18 protein-coding genes and 1 pseudogene are annotated in these 18,509 nt (G+C 63.0%); 10 read left to right on the top strand and 9 right to left on the bottom strand.

Annotated elements, in window-relative coordinates:
• The first annotated feature begins 5 nt into the window (after window positions 1–5).
• Window positions 6–893 carry a 3-hydroxyisobutyrate dehydrogenase gene (mmsB, locus tag H621_RS0113950; protein WP_028943998.1) on the top strand — a complete coding sequence of 296 codons (888 nt, stop codon included), beginning with the start codon at window positions 6–8 and terminating at the stop codon, window positions 891–893.
• Between the two features lie 63 nt (window positions 894–956).
• On the opposite strand, the gene H621_RS0113955 is transcribed toward mmsB, so the two are convergent.
• From H621_RS0113955 to H621_RS0113965, 3 genes are read right to left on the bottom strand one after another with little or no spacing between them, the layout of a single operon-like run.
• Window positions 957–1,301, bottom strand: coding sequence for a cupin domain-containing protein (locus H621_RS0113955; RefSeq protein WP_028943999.1), 345 nt, complete (start codon window positions 1,299–1,301; stop codon window positions 957–959).
• A gap of 47 nt (window positions 1,302–1,348) precedes the next feature.
• Window positions 1,349–2,164 carry an aminoglycoside adenylyltransferase family protein gene (locus H621_RS0113960; protein ID WP_028944000.1) on the bottom strand — a complete coding sequence of 272 codons (816 nt, stop codon included), beginning with the start codon at window positions 2,162–2,164 and terminating at the stop codon, window positions 1,349–1,351.
• 10 nt (window positions 2,165–2,174) lie between these two features.
• Window positions 2,175–3,056, bottom strand: a complete 882-nt coding sequence (locus H621_RS0113965; RefSeq protein ID WP_028944001.1) for a LysR family transcriptional regulator — start codon at window positions 3,054–3,056, stop codon at window positions 2,175–2,177.
• A 77-nt stretch (window positions 3,057–3,133) separates the two neighbouring features.
• On the opposite strand from H621_RS0113965, the gene H621_RS0113970 reads away from it, so the two are divergent.
• The gene (locus H621_RS0113970) at window positions 3,134–3,898 is read left to right on the top strand and encodes a sulfite exporter TauE/SafE family protein (RefSeq protein ID WP_028944002.1); all 765 of its coding nucleotides are present in this window, start codon (window positions 3,134–3,136) and stop codon (window positions 3,896–3,898) included.
• Here the strand turns inward: H621_RS0113970 and H621_RS0113975 are convergent.
• Window positions 3,888–4,202 (bottom strand): putative quinol monooxygenase, encoded by a 315-nt coding sequence (locus H621_RS0113975; RefSeq protein WP_028944003.1) that lies wholly within the window; start codon window positions 4,200–4,202, stop codon window positions 3,888–3,890. The two genes, H621_RS0113970 and H621_RS0113975, sit on opposite strands and share 11 nt — an antisense overlap.
• Before the next feature lie 194 nt (window positions 4,203–4,396).
• Between H621_RS0113975 and mdaB the strand changes: the two genes are divergently transcribed.
• From mdaB to ggt, 3 genes are all read left to right on the top strand, one after another.
• Window positions 4,397–4,987 (top strand): NADPH:quinone oxidoreductase MdaB, encoded by a 591-nt coding sequence (mdaB, locus tag H621_RS0113980; protein WP_028944004.1) that lies wholly within the window; start codon window positions 4,397–4,399, stop codon window positions 4,985–4,987.
• A gap of 67 nt (window positions 4,988–5,054) precedes the next feature.
• Window positions 5,055–5,951: a LysR family transcriptional regulator gene (locus H621_RS0113985; protein ID WP_028944005.1), complete on the top strand. Its 897-nt coding sequence runs from the start codon at window positions 5,055–5,057 to the stop codon at window positions 5,949–5,951.
• Between the two features lie 117 nt (window positions 5,952–6,068).
• Window positions 6,069–7,736, top strand: a complete 1,668-nt coding sequence (gene ggt, locus H621_RS0113990; RefSeq protein ID WP_028944006.1) for a gamma-glutamyltransferase — start codon at window positions 6,069–6,071, stop codon at window positions 7,734–7,736.
• 95 nt (window positions 7,737–7,831) lie between these two features.
• Here ggt and H621_RS29240 read toward each other — a convergent pair whose 3' ends face one another.
• From H621_RS29240 to ypfJ, 3 genes and pseudogenes are all read right to left on the bottom strand, one after another.
• Entirely contained in the window at window positions 7,832–8,695 is an 864-nt protein-coding gene (locus tag H621_RS29240) for a methyl-accepting chemotaxis protein (RefSeq protein ID WP_425337421.1), read from the bottom strand.
• Window positions 8,696–8,734: 39 nt separating this feature from the next.
• A pseudogene (locus tag H621_RS29245) lies at window positions 8,735–9,646 on the bottom strand (methyl-accepting chemotaxis protein); the annotation flags it as partial.
• A 303-nt stretch (window positions 9,647–9,949) separates the two neighbouring features.
• Entirely contained in the window at window positions 9,950–10,831 is an 882-nt protein-coding gene (ypfJ, locus tag H621_RS0114000) for a KPN_02809 family neutral zinc metallopeptidase (protein WP_028944008.1), read from the bottom strand.
• 200 nt (window positions 10,832–11,031) lie between these two features.
• Between ypfJ and pcaH the strand changes: the two genes are divergently transcribed.
• Window positions 11,032–11,751: a protocatechuate 3,4-dioxygenase subunit beta gene (gene pcaH / locus H621_RS0114005; RefSeq protein ID WP_028944009.1), complete on the top strand. Its 720-nt coding sequence runs from the start codon at window positions 11,032–11,034 to the stop codon at window positions 11,749–11,751.
• Window positions 11,752–11,761: 10 nt separating this feature from the next.
• Window positions 11,762–12,367, top strand: a complete 606-nt coding sequence (pcaG, locus tag H621_RS0114010; protein WP_028944010.1) for a protocatechuate 3,4-dioxygenase subunit alpha — start codon at window positions 11,762–11,764, stop codon at window positions 12,365–12,367.
• A gap of 68 nt (window positions 12,368–12,435) precedes the next feature.
• On the opposite strand, the gene H621_RS0114015 is transcribed toward pcaG, so the two are convergent.
• Window positions 12,436–14,154: an FAD-dependent oxidoreductase gene (locus tag H621_RS0114015; protein ID WP_028944011.1), complete on the bottom strand. Its 1,719-nt coding sequence runs from the start codon at window positions 14,152–14,154 to the stop codon at window positions 12,436–12,438.
• Window positions 14,155–14,331: 177 nt separating this feature from the next.
• Here H621_RS0114015 and H621_RS0114020 point away from each other — a divergent pair, with 177 nt between their 5' ends.
• The 3 genes from H621_RS0114020 to H621_RS0114030 all read left to right on the top strand — a co-directional run bounded on the left by H621_RS0114020 (window position 14,332) and on the right by H621_RS0114030 (window position 16,915).
• Window positions 14,332–15,108: an IclR family transcriptional regulator gene (locus tag H621_RS0114020; RefSeq protein WP_028944012.1), complete on the top strand. Its 777-nt coding sequence runs from the start codon at window positions 14,332–14,334 to the stop codon at window positions 15,106–15,108.
• A gap of 96 nt (window positions 15,109–15,204) precedes the next feature.
• Window positions 15,205–16,020, top strand: a complete 816-nt coding sequence (locus H621_RS0114025; RefSeq protein ID WP_028944013.1) for a sugar phosphate isomerase/epimerase family protein — start codon at window positions 15,205–15,207, stop codon at window positions 16,018–16,020.
• Between the two features lie 16 nt (window positions 16,021–16,036).
• Window positions 16,037–16,915 carry a DMT family transporter gene (locus tag H621_RS0114030; RefSeq protein WP_028944014.1) on the top strand — a complete coding sequence of 293 codons (879 nt, stop codon included), beginning with the start codon at window positions 16,037–16,039 and terminating at the stop codon, window positions 16,913–16,915.
• On the opposite strand, the gene H621_RS0114035 is transcribed toward H621_RS0114030, so the two are convergent.
• Window positions 16,912–18,252, bottom strand: coding sequence for an MFS transporter (locus H621_RS0114035; RefSeq protein ID WP_028944015.1), 1,341 nt, complete (start codon window positions 18,250–18,252; stop codon window positions 16,912–16,914). The two genes, H621_RS0114030 and H621_RS0114035, sit on opposite strands and share 4 nt — an antisense overlap.
• Window positions 18,253–18,509: the final 257 nt, after the last annotated feature.

Below are 18,509 nucleotides of genomic sequence, written 5' to 3' on the forward strand. Positions count from 1 at the left end.
TCAACATGCGTATTGCATTCATCGGCCTGGGCAACATGGGCGCGCCCATGGCGCGCAACCTGATCAAGGCCGGGCATCAACTGAACCTGTTCGACCTGAACAAGACCGTTTTGGCCGAGCTTGCCGAACTGGGCGGGCAGATCAGCAGCTCGCCACGCGATGCCGCGCAGCAGAGCGACATGGTCATCACCATGCTGCCGGCCGCCGCTCATGTGCGTGGTGTGTACCTGAGCGAAGACGGTGTGTTGGCTGGTGTGCGCAAAGGCACGCCGGTGGTGGACTGCAGCACCATTGACCCACAGACCGCCCGCGATGTATCGGTAGCAGCGGCCAAGCAAGGTGTCGACCTGGCCGATGCGCCGGTATCCGGTGGCACCGGTGGTGCAGCGGCCGGCACCCTGACTTTCATGGTCGGCGCCAGTGACGAGCTGTTCGCCACCCTGCAGCCGGTGCTGGCGCAGATGGGCCGCAATATCGTCCATTGTGGTGCGGTAGGTACCGGGCAGATCGCCAAGATCTGCAATAACTTGCTGCTGGGCATCTCGATGGTCGGAGTGTCTGAAGCCATGGCCCTGGGTAACGCCCTGGGCATCGACACCAAGGTACTGGCCGGGATCATCAACAGCTCGACCGGCCGCTGCTGGAGTTCGGACACCTACAACCCGTGGCCGGGCATTATCGAGACGGCACCGGCCTCACGCGGCTACACCGGCGGCTTTGGTGCCGAGCTGATGCTCAAGGACCTGGGGCTGGCGACCGAAGCGGCGCGTCAGGCGCACCAGCCGGTGATCATGGGCGCCGTGGCCCAGCAGCTGTACCAGGCGATGAGCCTGCGCGGTGACGGCGGCAAGGACTTCTCGGCGATTGTCGAGGGCTATCGCAAGCCGGAGTAACACCGCATCGCGGGGCCAGCCCGCTCCTACCGCAGGAGCAGGCTTGCCCCGCGATCAATTCACTCAAGCAAAGACAAAATACTTGCGTACCGTCTCCACCACCTCCCAGGTCCCCTTCATCCCCGGTTCGATCACGAACACATCCCCCGCCTTCAGATGCACCGGCTGCTCACCTTCAGGGGTGATCACGCAGTAGCCGTCGAGAAAGTGGCAGTACTCCCATTTTTCATAATTGACCTCGAACTTGCCTGGCGTGCAGATCCAGGTGCCCATGATCTTGCTACCGTCTTCGGACAGGTAGGCGTTGAGGTTCACGGTGTGCGGGTCGCCACCGATGCGTTTCCACTGGGTCGCGTTCAGCACGGGGGTTGGGCAGGTGTCTCGCAGCACGGTGATGAAATCAGACATGTGAACTCCATGGGATCGGCTCAAAGGTCCGTCACCATAGGCCCGATCTACGGGGTGGAGTTGTCTGGGTTCGACGTCGAGCGCTCGATCTGCGCCTTGCAGTGGTACACAAAAGCGCTAACCTGCTCGAGATCATCAGCCAGGCTGTTTTCGACATGGCCAAGGTAGGCATCGCGCGCCTGTCTCAATACGGCCTGTTGCTCTGGAGGCAGGCGCTCCAGCACCCAGGTCGCGGCCACGTCCTTGGGCGCAATGGCGCCAGTCTCCATGCTGTACCAGATACGCGCCAACGCCAGAACCACAGTCAGTTCATCACCCCGCCAGTCGTCGGGTGTCTGCCATTGCGCAAGCGTATCGGCGAAGGCCTGGGCCAGGTCTGCCTTTGGTACAGGCTCGAACCAGGCCGCCGCCGCCACTCCCAGCAGGCAGAAGCTGTGCTGTCGGGCCTTGGTCAGCAGGATTGCCAGGTCCGGGTCGAGCTGGGCGGGCTCGATCTGGCCGGCCAGCACCTGGTCGCGCAGCCATTCGCCAAACTGCAGTTCGCGCCGTGGCGGGTAGTGCCAGGGCCGCACATCAACCTTGGCCACAACCGTCACTTCCAGGGCGCGTACCGGGCCACCGGATGGCGCCGAAACTGCGAGCAAGGCAGACATCAACGTCCGCCTGAGTGGCTCGGGCAGCGGCGCACTTACGGTAACCAGCAGGTCAAGATCGCTGGCCGGCTTGAGCCCGCCAACGGTAGCCGAGCCGTACAAGTGAACGGCTTGCAGGGTATCGCCGAGGTGGCGTTCGAGTACAGCGCAGGCCGCTGCCAACTGCTCTGCAACAGCGCTGGAAAGGCTGGCTGGGAAGGTGAAGTCCACTGTCGTTCTCCTAAGGGCGCAGGTGTTGCACCAACGCCAGGCTATGGCCCGGCAAGGTGCTGAAGTCGCGGGCGCACAACAGCAGTTGGCGCTGGCCCCAGGGTTCCTTGAGGGCCACGTTGTGCAAGGCCAGCACGCCCTGCCAGCGGTGTACCGCTGCCAAGGGCACCACGCCCAGCCCGGCGCCATGGGCGACCATGCGGATCATGCCGTCGAAGCCTTCGGCCCGTACCCGGATCTGCAAGCGCCGCCCCAGGTGCAGGGCTTGTTCTTCCAAGTGCAGGGTCAGGGCACTGTCGCTCGACAAGCCGACAAAACCATAGTCCAGGGTGTCTGCGAAGCGCAGGTCGGTGCGCGTCGCCAGTGGGTGCGCTGGCGGCATGATCAGCACCAGCGGGTCGTCGTGAAAGGGCAGGGTCTGCAGGTGCTCGCTGGTGACAGCGGTGGAGATGATGCCGATGTCCGCCGCGCCCTGGGTGATGGCCTGGACGATGCGCAGGCTGGGCAGCTCCTGGATGTCGAGGGTGATAGCCGGGTAGTTGGCGAGGAAACCTGCCAGCCGTTCGGGCAGGTATTCACTGAGGGCTGCGGTGTTGCACAACAACCGCACCTGGCCTTGCAGGCCCTGGGCATGCTGGGCCAGGTCGAACTGCAAGCGCTCGACCTGCTGGCCGATCAGGCGTGCATGCTGCAGCAACGCCTGGCCGGCCGGAGTTGCCTGCACCCCGCGGCGGTTACGTTCGAGCAGGGGCGTGCCGAGCGATGCTTCCATGGCGCGGATACGCGCGCTGGCGGCGGGCAGCGAGAGGTGGCTGCGCTGGGCGCCGGCGGTGATATTGCCGCACTCCAGGGTGTGCTTGAACAGTCGCAGGTCGATCAGATCAAAATGCATGAGCCTCTGCCTGGGCAATAGTCTGGCTCAGTATATGGCAGATTTTCAGCCACCCGCATTGCAGGCAGCATGGGCCCATGACGACCTTACTCGGCTTTTATCAGGATATCGGTCCGGCGCTGACGCTGCTGGTGGTGTTCACCTTTTTGCTGGCGGGGGCGGTGAAGGGCGTGATTGGCCTGGGCCTGCCGACCATCGCCATGGGCCTGCTCGGGCTGGCTATGGCCCCGACGCAGGCTGCAGCGCTGCTGATTGTGCCTTCCACCCTGACCAACCTCTGGCAACTGGCGGCCGGCGGGCACTTGCTGGCCTTGTTGCGACGGTTGTGGCCGATGTTGGTGATGATCTTCGCCGGCACCTTGCTGGGCAGCGTGTGGCTTGGGATCGACAGCGGTCAGTGGGCGGCACATGCCTTGGGTGGCGCGCTGCTGGTGTATGCCGTCTACGGACTGTGCGGGCCTGGGCTGCGACTGGCGCCGGGCCGGGAGTCCTGGCTCGGGCCGTTGTGTGGGCTGGTCACCGGGGTGGTGACGGCGGCCACCGGAGTGTTCGTGATCCCGGCGGTGCCCTATCTGCAGAGCCTGGGCCTGAACCGTGACGAAATGGTCCAGGCCTTGGGCCTGTCGTTCACGGTCTCGACCCTGGCCCTGGCGGTCGGCCTGGCCGGTCAGGATGCGCTTGGCGCCGAGGCGCTGGGGGCATCACTGCTGGTGCTGGCGCCGGCGCTGTTGGGCATGCTGTGCGGCCAGTGGCTGCGTCAGCGCATCAGTGCGGTGCTGTTCAAACGCTGCTTCTTTATCGGCCTGGCGGTGCTCGGTGCGCACTTGTTGCTCAACGGCTAGCCGAGGACGGGCTGAGCATCTCGACCAACTGGATGTCGAAGTCGCGCTCCAGGTACTCCATGCGCGTTTCGAAAAACTGCTGCATATGGGGCAGGGCCGAGTGTATGTCCAGTGCAGCCTTGCTGGCCCAGATTTCGTAGAACACGAACAGGCTCGGGTCTTCCTTGTCGCGCAGCATGTGGTATTCGATGCAGCCGGGTTCGGCACGGCTAGGCTCGACATAGGCACGAAACAGCGCCTCGAACGCTTCGGCTTTTTCCGGGCGGGTCTTGGCTTTGAGAATGAAGCCGTAGGGTTCGCTCATGAGGTGGACCTCTGGTAGGGAAGCCTGATTTTATTTCAATAATGAGTGCTAGATTCGTGCTTTTTAGTCAAAAGCCTTTTGCCTGCGAGGTGGTTTTTCCAACGCTCGCGAACCCCTAATCTGCCGCCATCCAAATTCACCCGATCCCAGCCGCCATGAGACAGCAACGGATCGAACGACAGATGAGGCAAGTGATGAAAAAGGTCCTGTTGCTCAACGGCGGTAAAAAATTCGCCCACTCCGACGGTCGCCTGAACGAGACCCTGCACGAGGCCGCACTGGCGTTCCTCGACCGTGCAGGCTTCGACGTCAAGACCACCTATATCGACGGTGGCTACGACAATGCCGAAGAAGTGCAGAAATTCCTCTGGGCCGATGTGATCATCTACCAGATGCCCGGCTGGTGGATGGGCGCGCCCTGGACCGTCAAGCAGTACCTGGACGAAGTCTTCACCGCCGGCCACGGCAGCCTGTACGCCAACGATGGCCGCACCCGTTCCGATGCCTCGCAAAAGTATGGCAGCGGCGGCCTGATCCACGGTAAGCAGTACATGCTGTCGCTGACCTGGAACGCGCCGCAGCAAGCCTTTGACGACCCCAGCGATTTCTTCGAGGGCAAGGGTGTGGATGCGGTGTACTTCCCGTTCCACAAGGCCAACCAGTTCCTCGGTATGAGCGGTTTGCCTACCTACCTGGCAGTGGATGTAATGAAGCGCCCGAACGTCGAGGCCGCCGTGGCCGCCTACGAGCAGCACCTGGCCCGGGTTTTCCAGACACCGGCCTGATGAGTCCTTGCGTTGGCCGCGCCAAGCGGCTATCTATCACGGCTGTTGCTCACCCCAAGGTACAGCCGTGAAAGCCAGGTCCGATGAATTGCAGGTATTCGTCTCGGTGATCGAGTGCGGCTCGATTTCCGCTGCCGCCGAGCAGGGCGGGCAGACGCCTTCGGCAATCAGCCGGACCCTGTCGCGCCTGGAGACCAAGCTGGGCACCACGCTGATCAACCGCACCACCCGGCGCATGGACCTGACCGAAGAGGGACGGTTTTTCTTCGAACGGGCCAAGTCGATCCTGCAGCAGATGGACGAACTCGAAGAGCACCTCTCGGTGCACCACCAGACACCTTCCGGCCGCCTGCGCATCAATGCTGCCTTGCCTTTCATGCTGCACGCCATTGTGCCCTGGGTGGGCGAGTTCCGTGCGCTGTATCCGCAGATCCAGCTGGAGCTCAACACCAGCGACCTGATCATCGACCTGATCGAGCAGAGCACCGACGTCGCCATTCGTATCGGCGAGCTGGCCGACTCCAGCCTGCATGCCCGCTCGCTGGGATGCAGCCCGTTGAATGTGCTGGCCAGCCCCGCCTACCTGGCGCGCCATGGCACACCCGAGCGGGTCGAAGACCTGCAGGCGCATGCGCTGCTTGGTTTCACCCAGACCGAAACCCTCAACCACTGGCCGCTGCGCCATGCCGAAGGTGACCGCTTGCTGATACGCCCGAGCCTGTCGGCGTCCAGCGGCGAGACCCTGCGCGAACTGGCCCTGGCCGGTGAGGGCATCGCTTGCCTGTCGCACTTCATGACCCATGAAGACATTCGCGCCGGCGGCCTCCAGGTGGTGCTCGGCGAGTACAACAGCGGCTATCGCCAGCCGATCAATGCGGTGTACTACCGCAACTCGCAGTTGGCGCTGCGCATCCAGTGCTTTCTCGATTTCATCCAGCACAAACTGGCGGTCTACGCCTGCTGACTACTCCGGCTGCGACAAAACCTGCCTGCCTGCGGCGCATTTTCTTGCGGTGTTTGATTAGTTTTCGGACATAAGCCTTAATGGCTGTTCAACGAAAACAACACCAAGGAAGCTCTCATGCGCGTTGTGATGTTCCGAACCCTGGGCCTGAGTGCCGCGATAATCGCCAGTTCATCGGCTTACGCCGTGACGCTGGAAGGTGGCGCGGTAGCCGCACCTGATCAATATGGTGCACAGGTGGCCGCCGAAATCCTGAAAAAAGGTGGCAACGCGGTCGATGCCGCTGTAGCCACCGCGTTCACCCTGGCCGTGACCTATCCCGAAGCCGGCAACATCGGCGGCGGCGGTTTCATGACCTTGTACATGGACGGCAAGCCGTACTTCCTCGACTACCGCGAAGTGGCGCCAAAAGCCGCCAGCCGCAACATGTACCTGGACGAAAAAGGCGAGATCATCGAGAACCTGAGCCTGGTCGGCGCCCGCGCCGCCGGTGTACCGGGTACAGTGATGGGCTTGTGGGAGGCGCATCAGAAGTTCGGCAAGTTGCCCTGGGCCGAGCTGATCACCCCGGCGGTGGGCTACGCGAAGAACGGCTTCAAGATCGCTGAAAAGCAGTACCAGTACCGCGAAGATGCCCTGGGCCTGTTCAAGGACAGCACCAACTTCAACGACTACTTCGGCAACATGAAAGTCGGCGAGACCTTCAAGCAGCCGGAGCTGGCGCAAACCCTGGAGCGCATTGCCGACAAAGGTGTTAGCGAGTTCTACCAGGGCAAGACCGCCGACCTGCTGGTGGCGCAGATGCAGGCTGACAAAGGCCTGATCAGCAAGGAAGACCTGAAGGACTACAAAGCGGTATGGCGTGACCCGATGGGTATCGAGTGGCGTGGCAACGTGGTCTACACCGCACCGCTGCCAAGCTCTGGCGGCGTGGCCCTGGCCCAACTGCTGGGTATCAAGGAAAACCGTGCGGCCGACTTCAAGGGCGTTGACCTGAACTCGGCGCGCTACATCCACTTGCTGGCCGAAATCGAAAAGCGCGTGTTCGCCGACCGTGCCGACTACCTGGGCGACCCGGCATTCTCCAAGGTGCCTGTGGATAAGTTGATCGCCAAGGATTACCTGGCCAAGCGTGCCCAGGAGGTCAACCCGACAGCCATTTCCGAAACCGAGAAAGTCCGCCCGGGCCTTGAACCACACCAGACCACCCACTTCTCCATCGTCGACAAGCAGGGTAACGCGGTCAGCAACACCTACACCCTGAACTGGGACTACGGCAGTGGCGTGGTGGTCAAGGGCGCAGGCTTCTTGCTCAACGACGAGATGGACGACTTCAGCTCCAAGCCAGGTGTCGCCAATGCCTTTGGTGTGGTGGGCGGTGATGCCAACGCCATCGAGCCGGGCAAGCGCATGCTCTCATCCATGGCCCCGACCCTGGTCACCCGTGACGGCAAGGTCACCCTGGTGCTGGGGACGCCGGGTGGTTCGCGGATCTTCACCTCGATCTTCCAGGTGCTGAACAACCTGTACGACTACAACCTGCCACTGGAGAAAGCCGTGGCGGCGCAGCGGGTTCATCACCAGTTGCTGCCTAAAGACACTATCTACTTCGATGCCTATGCACCGCTCACCGGCAAGGTGGCGGACGAGCTGAAAAAGATGGGCTACACCCTGGAAGACCAGGGTTGGGAGATGGGTGACATCCAGGCGATCCGGGTCAATGGCACGGCGCTGGAGACGGCATCCGACCCGCGTGGGCGGGGAGTGGGACACGTCGTTAAATAAACACTGGCGGTTGATCGCGGGGCAAGTCGCACCGCCGCTCCACAGGTTTTGTGTAGGAGCGGCGGTGCGACGTCTCGACTTGCCCCGCGATGCGTTTACACCCGGAAGTGGCTGACCATGGTCTGCAGCTGGTTGCCCAACCGGGCCAGCTCGACACTGGAGGCCGCAGTTTCGTCACTGGCCGCCGCGGTCTGTTCCGACACATCGCGCACGTTGAGGATGCTGCGGCTGATTTGTTCGGCCACTGCGCTCTGCTGTTCGGCCGCAGCGGCAATCTGCTGATTCATCGACTGAATGTTCGACACCGTGCGAGTGATGCTTTCCAGCGAGGCGCCAGCCTTGCGGGTCAGTTCGACGCTGCTGTCGGTCAGGTTGCGGCTGCCGAGCATCACATTGGCCACTTGCTGGGTACCGCTCTGCAGGCCGGCCACCAATTCTTCGATCTCTTCGGTGGACTTTTGCGTGCGCTGAGCCAAGCCCCGGACCTCGTCGGCCACCACGGCAAAACCGCGTCCGGCTTCACCGGCCCGGGCCGCTTCGATGGCCGCGTTCAGGGCCAGCAGGTTGGTTTGCTCGGCCACTGACTTGATCACGTCCATGACGCTGCCGATCTTCTGGCTTTCTTGCTGCAGCAGCCCCATGGCCTCGGTCGAACGGTGTACTTCTTCGGCCAGGCGTTCGATCTGGCTGATGGCTTCGGCGACGACCTGATCACCGGCACGGGCTTGCGAGTCGGCATCGGTGGCGGCGGCCGAGGCATGTTCGGCGTTGCGCGCCACTTCCTGCACGGTGGCGGCCATTTCGTGCATGGCGGTGGCGACCTGGTCGGTCTCGACTTTCTGGCTGTTGACCCCGGCGCTGGTTTCTTCGGTCACGGCCGAGAGTTCTTCGGCGGCGCTGGCGATCTGGGTGACGCCGTCGCGGATGCCGCTGATCAGGTCACGCAGGGTCTCGCCCATGCGCTGGATGCCTTGCTGCAATACGCCCAGTTCGTCGCGGCGAGTAACGCGCAGGTTGTGGGTGAGGTCGCCGGCGGCGATTTTTTCCACCACGGCCAGGGTCTCGCGCAGCGGACGGGTGATCTGGCGGGTGATGACCACCGCAGCCAATACACCCACCAACAGTGCCAGCAGGGTGGCGGTCAATTGCAGGGTACGGGCCTGGGCGCTTTCGCTGTCGCGGCGTTCGAGCTGGATCTTGTACAAGGCGTCGCTGATCTTGACGATGGTGGCGCCTTGTACGGTCATTTCCTGGCGGGCCACGGCAACGTCGGCGGTGGCATCGCGGAACTGACGCACGGCATCGCGGTAGGCCAGCACTGCGCTTTCAAACTGCTGGATGCGAGCGGCTTCGTGCGGCATCTGGCGGTTCAGGCTGGCAATTTCGGCCAGGGCGCCATCGAGCTGGCGCAGGGCCAGTTGCTCGGCTTCGCTGCTGATGTCGGCAATGTAGCTGCGCACGGCCAGGCGCACCTGGAACAGCTGCTCCTTGGCCTGGGTGATGGTGCGGAATTGCTCCAGACGGCTGGCGTCGCCTTCGGGCAGGGCAAGGATGTCGCGGTTGATCGCCTCGACCAGGTCGATGGCGCGCGCGGCGGCCAGGTTCATCGCATCACGGGCGGCCAGGCTGGTTTTGTAACCGGCGCGCATCTTGTTGATCGACACCTGGTATTCGCTGATGGTCTGGCCCAGTTCCTGAAGCAGCTTGACGTTTTCCGGGCTCTTGAAGTTCTTGAGCAGCTTTTGCTGTTGTTCGCTGAAGGCATTGAGCTTGACCTGCACGGTGCCAGCGGTGGCATCGTCGCCGTTGGTCAGCATGTATTGCAGGCGCGTGATGCGCAGGTTGGTCAGGTCGCTGTTGAGCTGGGTGATGTCGCTCATCCAGTTGCTGCGGTCGATCAGCCCACCCATGCTGTTCCAGCCGGTCAGGGCCAGCAGGCTGGTGAGCAGCAGCACCAGGCCGAAGCCCAGGCCGAGTTTCAGGTTGACGCTGATGTTGGCAAACCAGCTATTCATGCAATCCCTCCAGGAACGTTGTGCGTCTTGATCCGTATCGCTGGAAGGTTGTTGTTGTAGCCAGTCGATGTACTTGAGCACGGGTTATCGGCGGCTCGGCGCGGAGCTGAAACGCTTTTTCGGCAAAAATGACCGGCGGTCGTAACCAGGTATGTAAACGGCAGCCTGAAGGGGCTGCCGTGCATCAGGGACGAGTGTTCAGAGGGCGCGGCTGGTAAAGGTATCGCACTGGTTGATGTCGCCCTTGGCGAAGCCGGTCTTGAACCAGCGCACGCGCTGTTGCGAGGTGCCGTGGGTGAAGGAGTCCGGCACCACCCGGCCTTGGCCTTTCTGCTGCAGCCGATCATCGCCGATGGCATTGGCAGCGTTCAGGGCCTCTTCAATGTCTCCCGGCTCCAGCCAGTTCAGGCGTTGTTGCGCCTGGTAGGCCCAGACGCCGGCCAGGCAATCGGCCTGCAGTTCCTGGCGTACCAGCAAGCCATTGTCGCCTTCCATGCGTTCGCCCCGCTGGCGTGCCGCCTGGACCTTGGCCGACACGCCGAGCAGGGTCTGCACATGGTGGCCGACTTCGTGGGCAATCACGTAGGCCTGGGCGAAGTCGCCGGCGGCGGCGAAGCGCTGCTCCATTTCACGAAAGAAGCTCATGTCCAGGTAGACCTTCTGGTCGGCTGGGCAATAGAACGGCCCGACCGCCGAGGAGGCGAAGCCGCAGGCCGAATTGATCTGGCCGCTGAACAGGGTCAGGGTCGGGTCTTTGTATTGGCGGCCGGCCTGGGCAAAGATCGCCCGCCAGGTGTCTTCGGTATCGCCGAGGATCGAGGCAACGAACTCGGCCTGCTCATCGTTGGCCGGAGGTGCCTTGGCAGGGCCCGTGCTGACCGGAGCACTTTGCTGGTCCATCTGCCCGGCCAGTTGGCCGAGAATCTGCAAAGGATCTTGCCCGGTGATCCAGCCGATACCGACGATCAGCAGGATCGCACCGATGCTCAGGCCCTTGCCACCGCCGAAGCGCATGCCGCCACCGCCCTCGCCTCGGGCATCGACCACATTGTCGCTACGCCTGCCTTTTCGCCATTGCATGAGTGCTCTCCCGAGCTTGGAAACATGAGCTCAAAGATTAGTTCACCGGGCCTCGCTCTGTCAGATTCCTGATGCTCACATAACCATATGGTTATGATTGTGAGGGCTCTTTTCAATATCGCCGATGCCGGACATGCCGGAAACTGCAAGCTCGCCTGCCACGCCCAGGTGTTCCAATAATTCCAAGACAGGAGAACGGCATGTCTGCACAAGACAACAGTCGCTTCGCTATCCGTGATCGCAACTGGCACCCCAAGGCCTTGACCCCGGACTACAAAACCTCCATTGCCCGTTCGCCGCGCCAGGCACTGGTGAGCATTCCCCAGTCGATCAGTGAAAGCACCGGACCGGACTTCTCGCACCTGAAATTCGGCGAGCATGACCACGACCTGCTGCTCAATTTCAACAATGGCGGCCTGCCGATCGGAGAGCGGATCATCCTTGCCGGCCGTGTGTGCGACCAGTACGGCAAGCCGATCCCGCATACGCTGGTGGAGATCTGGCAGGCCAACGCCGGTGGCCGCTACCGCCACAAGAACGACCGCTACCTCGCCCCGCTGGACCCCAACTTCGGTGGTGTCGGCCGTGCTTTGACCGATAGCGATGGCTACTACAGCTTCCGCACCATCAAGCCGGGCCCGTACCCATGGCGCAACGGCCCCAACGACTGGCGGCCAGCGCATATTCACGTGTCGATCAGCGGCCCGTCGATTGCCACGCGGTTGATCACCCAGCTGTATTTTGAAGGCGATCCGTTGATTCCGATGTGCCCGATCGTCAAGTCGATCGCCAATCCCGAGGCGGTGCAGAGCCTGATTGCCCGGTTGGACATGAGCAACGCCAACCCGATGGACAGCCTGGCCTATCGCTTCGACATCGTGTTGCGCGGCCAGCGCAAGACCCACTTCGAAAACCGCTGAGGAGGTGACTATGCCCATTCAATTGCTGCCGGAAACCCCTTCGCAGACGGCCGGCCCGTATGTTCACATCGGCCTGGCCCTTGAAGCTGCCGGCAACCCAACCCGTGACCAGGAAATCTGGAATCGCATGGCCCGCCCGGATGCGCCGGGTGAGCACATCCTGGTGTTTGGCAACGTCTACGACGGCAATGGCCACCTGGTGCGCGACTCGTTCCTGGAGTTCTGGCAGGCCGATCACAATGGCCAGTACCAGGGCGACTTCGACCTGGAGCAGCCATTCAACAGCTTTGGCCGTACGGCCACCACCTTCGATGCCGGTGAGTGGACGTTGAACACCATCAAGCCTGGCGTAGTGTGCAACGCGGCCGGTGTGCCGATGGCGCCGCACATCAATGTCAGTCTGTTTGCGCGGGGGATCAACATTCACCTGCAGACGCGGCTGTACTTCGATGACGAGGCGCAGGCCAATGCGCAGTGCCCGGTGCTCAACCTGATCGAGCAACCGCAGCGTCGCGAGACGTTGGTGGCGACACGGTGTGAGGTGGATGGGAAGCTGGCCTATCGCTTTGATATCCGGATTCAGGGCGAAGGCGAGACGGTGTTCTTCGATTTCTGAGTTGATGCACTCTTGCTCTTGGTAGGAGCGGGGCAAGTCGAGACGTCGCACCGCCGCTCCTACAGCCATCATTCGTATTCGGTAACTCCCGCAATATGCCGTCCGGCGATGTAGCCGAAGGTCGCCGCCGGGCCCAAGTTGATCCCCCCCGCCGGGTAGTACCCACCCATGATGCTGGCCATGTCGGTACCCGCCGCGTACAACCCGGCAATGGGCTGGCTCTGGTTGTCGAGCACTTGCGCATGCTCGTTGGTCTTGAGCCCTGCAAAGGTGCCAAAGCATCCCGGCTCCACCTTCACTGCATAGAAAGGCCTCTGTTCGATGGGTGCAACGCAAGGGTTCGGCCCATGCAGGGCATCGCCCTGTTTGCGGTTGTACGGCGTTGAGCCGCGGCCGAACGCCGGGTCTTCGCCCAGGCGGGCGTGGCGGTTGTATTCGGCCACGGTGTCGCTCAAGCCCTGCGGGTCGATTCCACACGCTTGGGCCAGGGCTTCGAGGGTGTTGCCGACCTTCAAGTAGCCCGAGTCGATAGAAGGTTGCAGCGGCAGCGGGAAGGGCCGGGAAATGCCCAATCCATAACGACGCTGGAAGACATGGCTGCAGATCAGCCACGAGGCCACCTGCTCGCCCGGCGCCTGGGCGACCATGGCACTGACGTAGTCGTAGTACCCGTCGGCTTCGTTGACGAAGCGTTTGCCGCTGGCCAGCACGCCGATGATGCCGGGCTTGCCACGTTCGATGATGTGCGGGAAATGCCCGAAGGTGCCGTCCTTGTACGGCACCCGCGACACCGGCGCCCAGGCCACCGGGCTGTGCAGGTCGTCCGCCACCTGGCCGCCGACGCTTTCGCCCAGGCGCAGGCCATCGCCGTTGGCGCCCAATGGCGGCAAGGCCAAGTGTTCATGCCCGGTGGGCGTGCGTGGAAACAGCGCCTTGCGCCGCTCGATGTCGTTGGCAAAGCCACCGGCCGCCAGCACCACCGCCTTGCGGGCATGAATGGTGACCGGGCCGCGGACAGTGTCGACCACGGCGCCACTGACCCGGCCCTGTTCATGCACCAATGATTTGGCCGGGGCCGACTCCCACAGCAGTACGCCCAGGTCTTCTGCCGACTTGGCCAGGCGTGCTACCAGCGCTACGCCATTGACCAGCTGCAGGGCGCGGCCATGCACGGCCAGGTCGAGCAGGTGACGGCTGACGCGTTTACCCACATGCCACAGTGAGCGCCACGAGCGGGTGAGGGTGAGGAAGGCGCCGAGGTCTTTGCCTGCCATGATCGGCATGCCGACAAAGGACGTTTCGCGCAGGGTCTTGCGCAACCGCTTGAGCAGCTTGCCCGCCTGGCGGCCGTCATAGGGCGCGGCGATCACCGAGCGTCCGCCGGTGCCGGCACCCGGTGTCTGCCCATGGATGTCGGCGATAGCGTTGCCGTCGGCAAACTGCAGGGCGGTGTGGCGCTCGAAGAACGACACCATGCGCGGCGCGGCGTCGAGAAAGGCGTCGATCATCGGTGCGTCGAAACGCTCGCCCAGTTCGTGTTCAAGGTAGGTGCGCGGTTGCGAGCGGTCTTCGATGATGCCGGCCCGTTGCGCCAGCGGGTTGCACGGCACCCACATCCAGCCGCCCGACCAGGCGGTGGCGCCACCGAACACGGCCTCCTTTTCCACTACGATGACCTTCTGCCCATGCCAGGCGGCGGTTACCGCCGCCGACAAACCGGCAGCACCGGAACCGATGACCAGTACGTCGCACTCCACGCGGAAGGACGTGGGGGGGTGGGCAGCCATGGCAGTGTCTCCTCGAACAATGGGTTTTGTTATATTCTGGAACTTGATTCTATATTCTATGATTCGAGGTCGCTCGTGGCCAAGGGGTCGGGCAGACAAAGTGGGCGAAGATCGGACAGTGATTTGCGCTTTGCCCGTGGCTCTTTAGAATCGGCACAATTTTCAGGGACCGTGACCATGGCCGGCAGTCAGATCGAACGCGCGTTCAGCCTTGTTGAACGCCTTACCAGCGAACCCCGCGGCCTGCCGTTGCAGACCCTGGCCGACGAGCTGGCTATCCCCAAAAGCGCTACCCACCGCATGCTCGCCGAGCTGATGCGCCTGGGCTATGTGCGCCAGAACCCGGAGAGCAGCCGCTATCACCTGAGCACGCGGCTGGTGGCCATGGGCTTTCGCTACTTGGCCAGCAGCGGTGCCGACGTCGTTCAGCCGATCCTTGATCAGTTGGCGCAACAGACCGGTGAACTGGTGCGCCTGGGGGTGATCGACGGCGACCGCCAGACCTGGATCGCCAAGGCCCAGGGCGCCCGTTCGGGCCTGCGCTACGACCCGGACATGGGCCGTGATGCGCCGCTGTTCTATACCGCCTCCGGGCATGCCTGGCTGTCGAGCCTGAGCGATGCCCAGGCCCTGGTGCTGGTGGAGCGCCAGGGCATTGCCCGGCGTGAAGACTTCGGCCCCAACGCCCCAGCCTCCAATGCCGAATTGCTCGAACGCCTGCGTTTGGCGCGTGAGCACGGTTATGCCTGGGTGGTGGAAAGTTCGGCGGTGGGTACTTCGGCATTGGCAGCAGTGGTGCGCAACCCCGTCGATGGCCATGCGGTAGGCGTGCTCAGCGTGGCCGGGCCCAGCGCGCGGATGAGCGAGGCGCGCATGCATGAGCTGGCGCCGGTGCTGCTGGCGGCGGCGGCGGAGTTGTCGGCGGCGAGTCCTGCTTCCGAGTTGTTTGTTTGATTGTCTCGACGTGCCCGGCGATGCTTTTTATTTTTCTTGCATTAAAAATGGAACTTGGTTCTAAATAATCAAAACCCATTCTGCGAGATAACAACAATGAGTCAACGCGTGATGTCCCTGGCTGCCCTGACAGTGCTGGAGCTGTCACCCGACGCAATGGTCGAGGTCGCCGCCCGGGCCGGCTACAGCCATGTGGGCCTGCGCCTGGAGCCCGCTACCCCTGAGGAGCATCACTTTCCGCTGGTGGCCGACGCCGGCCTGCGACGCCGCACCGCCGCCCGCTTGCGCGACACCGGCATCCAGGTGCTGGACGTGGAAATCCTGCGGCTCACGCCAGACACCTGTGTAGCCGATTTTGAAGCCTTGCTGACCGTTGGCGCCGAGTTCGGTGCCAGCGAATTGCTGGTGGCCGGCAACGACCCTGACGAGCGACGCCTGACGGATAACTTCGCCGCCCTGTGCGACCTGGCCTTGCAGTACGGCTTGCATCCGCACCTGGAATTCATGCCCTGGACCGACGCGAAGAACCTTGCCCAGGCCCTGCGCATCGTCGAGCAGGCCGGGCGTGACAACGGCTGTGTGCTGGTCGATGCCTTTCACTTCGACCGCTCGGCGTCGTCGCTGGATGAGTTGCGTCGGGTCGCGCCTGCGCGTCTGCGATATGCTCAGCTGTGCGATGTCGCCGGCCCGCGGCCTGACGACATGACCGAGATCTTGCGTCAGGCCCGCAACGAGCGGCGCTTTCCGGGCGACGGTGATTGCGACCTGGGTGAGCTGCTGAACAGCCTGCCGGCGTCGATCCCCTTGAGCCTGGAGATCCCCACCCGGCAGTTGTATGAACAGGGCGTGAGCGCCCTGCAACGGGCACAGATGGCCCTGGACAAGACCCGTCAGCTGCTTGTGCAGCACTAACCTGCGAGCCGATTACATGCCCCGTCCCACCGCGCTTACCGATGCCAGCCAGCCATTGCGGGGCATTTTGCTGGTGGTGCTGGCCACCTTCCTGTTTGCCAGCCACGACGCCCTGTCCAAGTACCTGGCCGGGTTCTATCCGATTCTCTGGGTGGTCTGGGCACGGTACCTGGTGCACACCCTGTTGATGATGGCGATCTTCCTGCCGCAGTCGGGGCTGCGGGTGTTGCGCACCCGCCGACCAGGGCTGCAGGCGCTGCGGGCGTTGTGCCTGCTGGGTACGAGCCTGCTGTTCACCACCGCGCTGCAATTCATCCCGCTGGCCGAAGCCACGGCGGTGAACTTTCTCGCGCCTTTGCTGGTGACGGCACTGTCGCTGCCGCTGCTGGGCGAAAAGGTCACCCGCGGGCAGTGGGTGGCGGTGCTGGTGAGTTTTGTCGGCGTCACGGTGATCATCCATCCAGGCGGTGCGTTGTTCACCCCGGCGGTGCTGCTGCCGTTCGGTTCGGCGTTGTGCTTCTGCTTCTACCAACTGCTGACCCGCAAGCTCAGCGGTATCGACAGCCCGACCACCAGCAACTTCTTCACCGGCGTGCTCAACACGCTGATCATGAGTGCCATCGTGCCGATGTTCTGGCAGACCCCGACCCTGGTCCACGGCCTGATGGCCGTGGCGCTGGGCACCTGCGGAATGACCGCACACCTGTTCTTGACCCAGGCCTTCCGCCATGCGCCGCCGGCGATGCTGGCGCCATTCAGCTACTGCCAGATCGTGTTTGCCGGGGTGCTTGGCCTGGTGCTGTTCGGACACAGCCCGGACATGGCCGGGCTGGTGGGGATTGCGCTGATCTGCCTGAGCGGGCTGGGCGCTGCCTGGTTGCAGCGCAAGCCTTAGGCTTCGACCTTGGGCACTTTGCGGGGGGCCATCAGGTACATCCAGACCAGGGCGATGAAGTACATGGCCGGAATCATGGTGAACAGCAGGGTGTAGTTGTTGTTGGTGGTGGTCAGGATGTAGCCCACCAGCTGGGTCATGAACATCCCGCCGATGGCCGCGCACATGCCGCCAAAACCGAACACCGTGCTCATCATGTGCTTGGGCGTGTAGTCCATCACCAGGCTCCAGATGTTGGCGGTCCAGGCCTGGTGAGCCGCGATGGCCAGCGAGATGGCCAGAACCGCGACCCACAGGCTGCTGGCACCGGCAGCGAAGATCACGCTGACGATGGTGGCGGCGAACAGCAGCATCGACAGCAGGCGCGCCTTGACCGGGGCCATGCCACGGCCGATCAGGAACGAAGAGAGAATGCCGCCGCCGACGCTGCCGAAGTCAGCGCTCAGGTAAATGACGATCAGCGGGATGCCCATCTGGGTGACACTGATACCGAGGTTGTACTGCTGGTTGAGGAACGGCGGCAGCCAGTACAGGTAGAACCAGAACACCGGTGCGGTGATTGAGTAGGCCAGGGCGAAGGCCCAGGTGCCACGCATGCACAGGATCCGCGAGAACGGCACGCGGGCCCGCTCCGGTTCCACTTCACTTTGCACATACGCCAGCTCTTCCTTGCTGACGCTTGGATGGCTCTCGGGGTTGTAGTACTTCAGTCCCCAGAACACTACCCACACCAGGCCCAGTGCCGCCATGCCCATGAAGGCCGCCTGCCAGCCCCACACGGTGAGGATCAGCGGCAGCAGCATCGGGGTGAACATCGCGCCAACGTTGGTTCCGGCGTTGAAGATGCCGGTGGCCACCGCTCGTTCTCCGGCCGGGAACCACAGGCGTGTGGTCTTGACGCAGGCGGGGTAGTTGGCCGCTTCGGTCAGGCCGAGGATGAACCGGCAGACCATAAAGCCCACCGCCGAAGTCGCCAGGCCATGGGCGCCGGTGGCCAGGCTCCAGAGCAATACGGCGCAGAAAAACACGCGCTTGACGCCGATACGGTCGATCAGCCGGCCCTGGAGGACGAAGCCGATGGCGTAGCCCACCTGGAACCAGAAGTTGATGTTGGCGTAATCCATCGCCGTCCAGCTCATTTCCTTGGCCAGGATCGGCTGCATCACGCCCAGGGCGGCGCGGTCGATGTAGTTCAGGGTGGTGGCGAAGAACACCAGGGCAAGCATGACCCAACGGGTCTTGCCCACTGCCATGGCGCCACGGATCTTGTCGCCGATGCCGGCGTGCGGGGTGTTGGCCAGCGGCTGGGCCATGCGGGTGCTTTGTGAATGGATCATGGGAGGGTTACCCGTATTTTTATGTTTATGGGTCAAGCCTTGGGTCACGCAACACTACGGTCGCCGGGGTGCTCGGCGGTCGATTCAGCGGCAGGGGTCGATGGGCTTTTGGCCGGAGCAACACTGCCTGGTGTCGAAATGGTGCGCCTGTGGTCAAAAAAGGGTCAATTCGTAGAACGCTATTATGGGCGATAATCGAACACAAAACTAACCGGTTCGTACATATTGCGTTGAGCATTTTTTGTTCACCGCCAATA

This window comes from Pseudomonas vranovensis DSM 16006 (assembly GCF_000425805.1).
Taxonomy (GTDB): Bacteria; Pseudomonadota; Gammaproteobacteria; order Pseudomonadales; family Pseudomonadaceae; genus Aquipseudomonas; species Aquipseudomonas vranovensis.

What these genes read in the sequence shown, in the direction of transcription:
- pcaG (WP_028944010.1), top strand. Translation starts at nt 11,762, where the DNA reads ATGCCCATTCAATTGCTGCCGGAAACCCCTTCGCAGACGGCCGGCCCG.
- H621_RS29240 (WP_425337421.1), bottom strand. Translation starts at nt 8,695, where the DNA reads ATGGGCGAGACCCTGCGTGACCTGATCAGCGGCATCCGCGACGGCGTC.
- H621_RS0114035 (WP_028944015.1), bottom strand. Translation starts at nt 18,252, where the DNA reads ATGATCCATTCACAAAGCACCCGCATGGCCCAGCCGCTGGCCAACACC.
- H621_RS0114020 (WP_028944012.1), top strand. Translation starts at nt 14,332, where the DNA reads ATGGCCGGCAGTCAGATCGAACGCGCGTTCAGCCTTGTTGAACGCCTT.
- H621_RS0113965 (WP_028944001.1), bottom strand. Translation starts at nt 3,056, where the DNA reads ATGCATTTTGATCTGATCGACCTGCGACTGTTCAAGCACACCCTGGAG.
- mmsB (WP_028943998.1), top strand. Translation starts at nt 6, where the DNA reads ATGCGTATTGCATTCATCGGCCTGGGCAACATGGGCGCGCCCATGGCG.
- H621_RS0113975 (WP_028944003.1), bottom strand. Translation starts at nt 4,202, where the DNA reads ATGAGCGAACCCTACGGCTTCATTCTCAAAGCCAAGACCCGCCCGGAA.
- H621_RS0114025 (WP_028944013.1), top strand. Translation starts at nt 15,205, where the DNA reads ATGAGTCAACGCGTGATGTCCCTGGCTGCCCTGACAGTGCTGGAGCTG.
- pcaH (WP_028944009.1), top strand. Translation starts at nt 11,032, where the DNA reads ATGTCTGCACAAGACAACAGTCGCTTCGCTATCCGTGATCGCAACTGG.
- H621_RS0114015 (WP_028944011.1), bottom strand. Translation starts at nt 14,154, where the DNA reads ATGGCTGCCCACCCCCCCACGTCCTTCCGCGTGGAGTGCGACGTACTG.
- mdaB (WP_028944004.1), top strand. Translation starts at nt 4,397, where the DNA reads ATGAAAAAGGTCCTGTTGCTCAACGGCGGTAAAAAATTCGCCCACTCC.
- H621_RS0113955 (WP_028943999.1), bottom strand. Translation starts at nt 1,301, where the DNA reads ATGTCTGATTTCATCACCGTGCTGCGAGACACCTGCCCAACCCCCGTG.
- ypfJ (WP_028944008.1), bottom strand. Translation starts at nt 10,831, where the DNA reads ATGCAATGGCGAAAAGGCAGGCGTAGCGACAATGTGGTCGATGCCCGA.
- ggt (WP_028944006.1), top strand. Translation starts at nt 6,069, where the DNA reads ATGCGCGTTGTGATGTTCCGAACCCTGGGCCTGAGTGCCGCGATAATC.
- H621_RS0114030 (WP_028944014.1), top strand. Translation starts at nt 16,037, where the DNA reads ATGCCCCGTCCCACCGCGCTTACCGATGCCAGCCAGCCATTGCGGGGC.
- H621_RS0113970 (WP_028944002.1), top strand. Translation starts at nt 3,134, where the DNA reads ATGACGACCTTACTCGGCTTTTATCAGGATATCGGTCCGGCGCTGACG.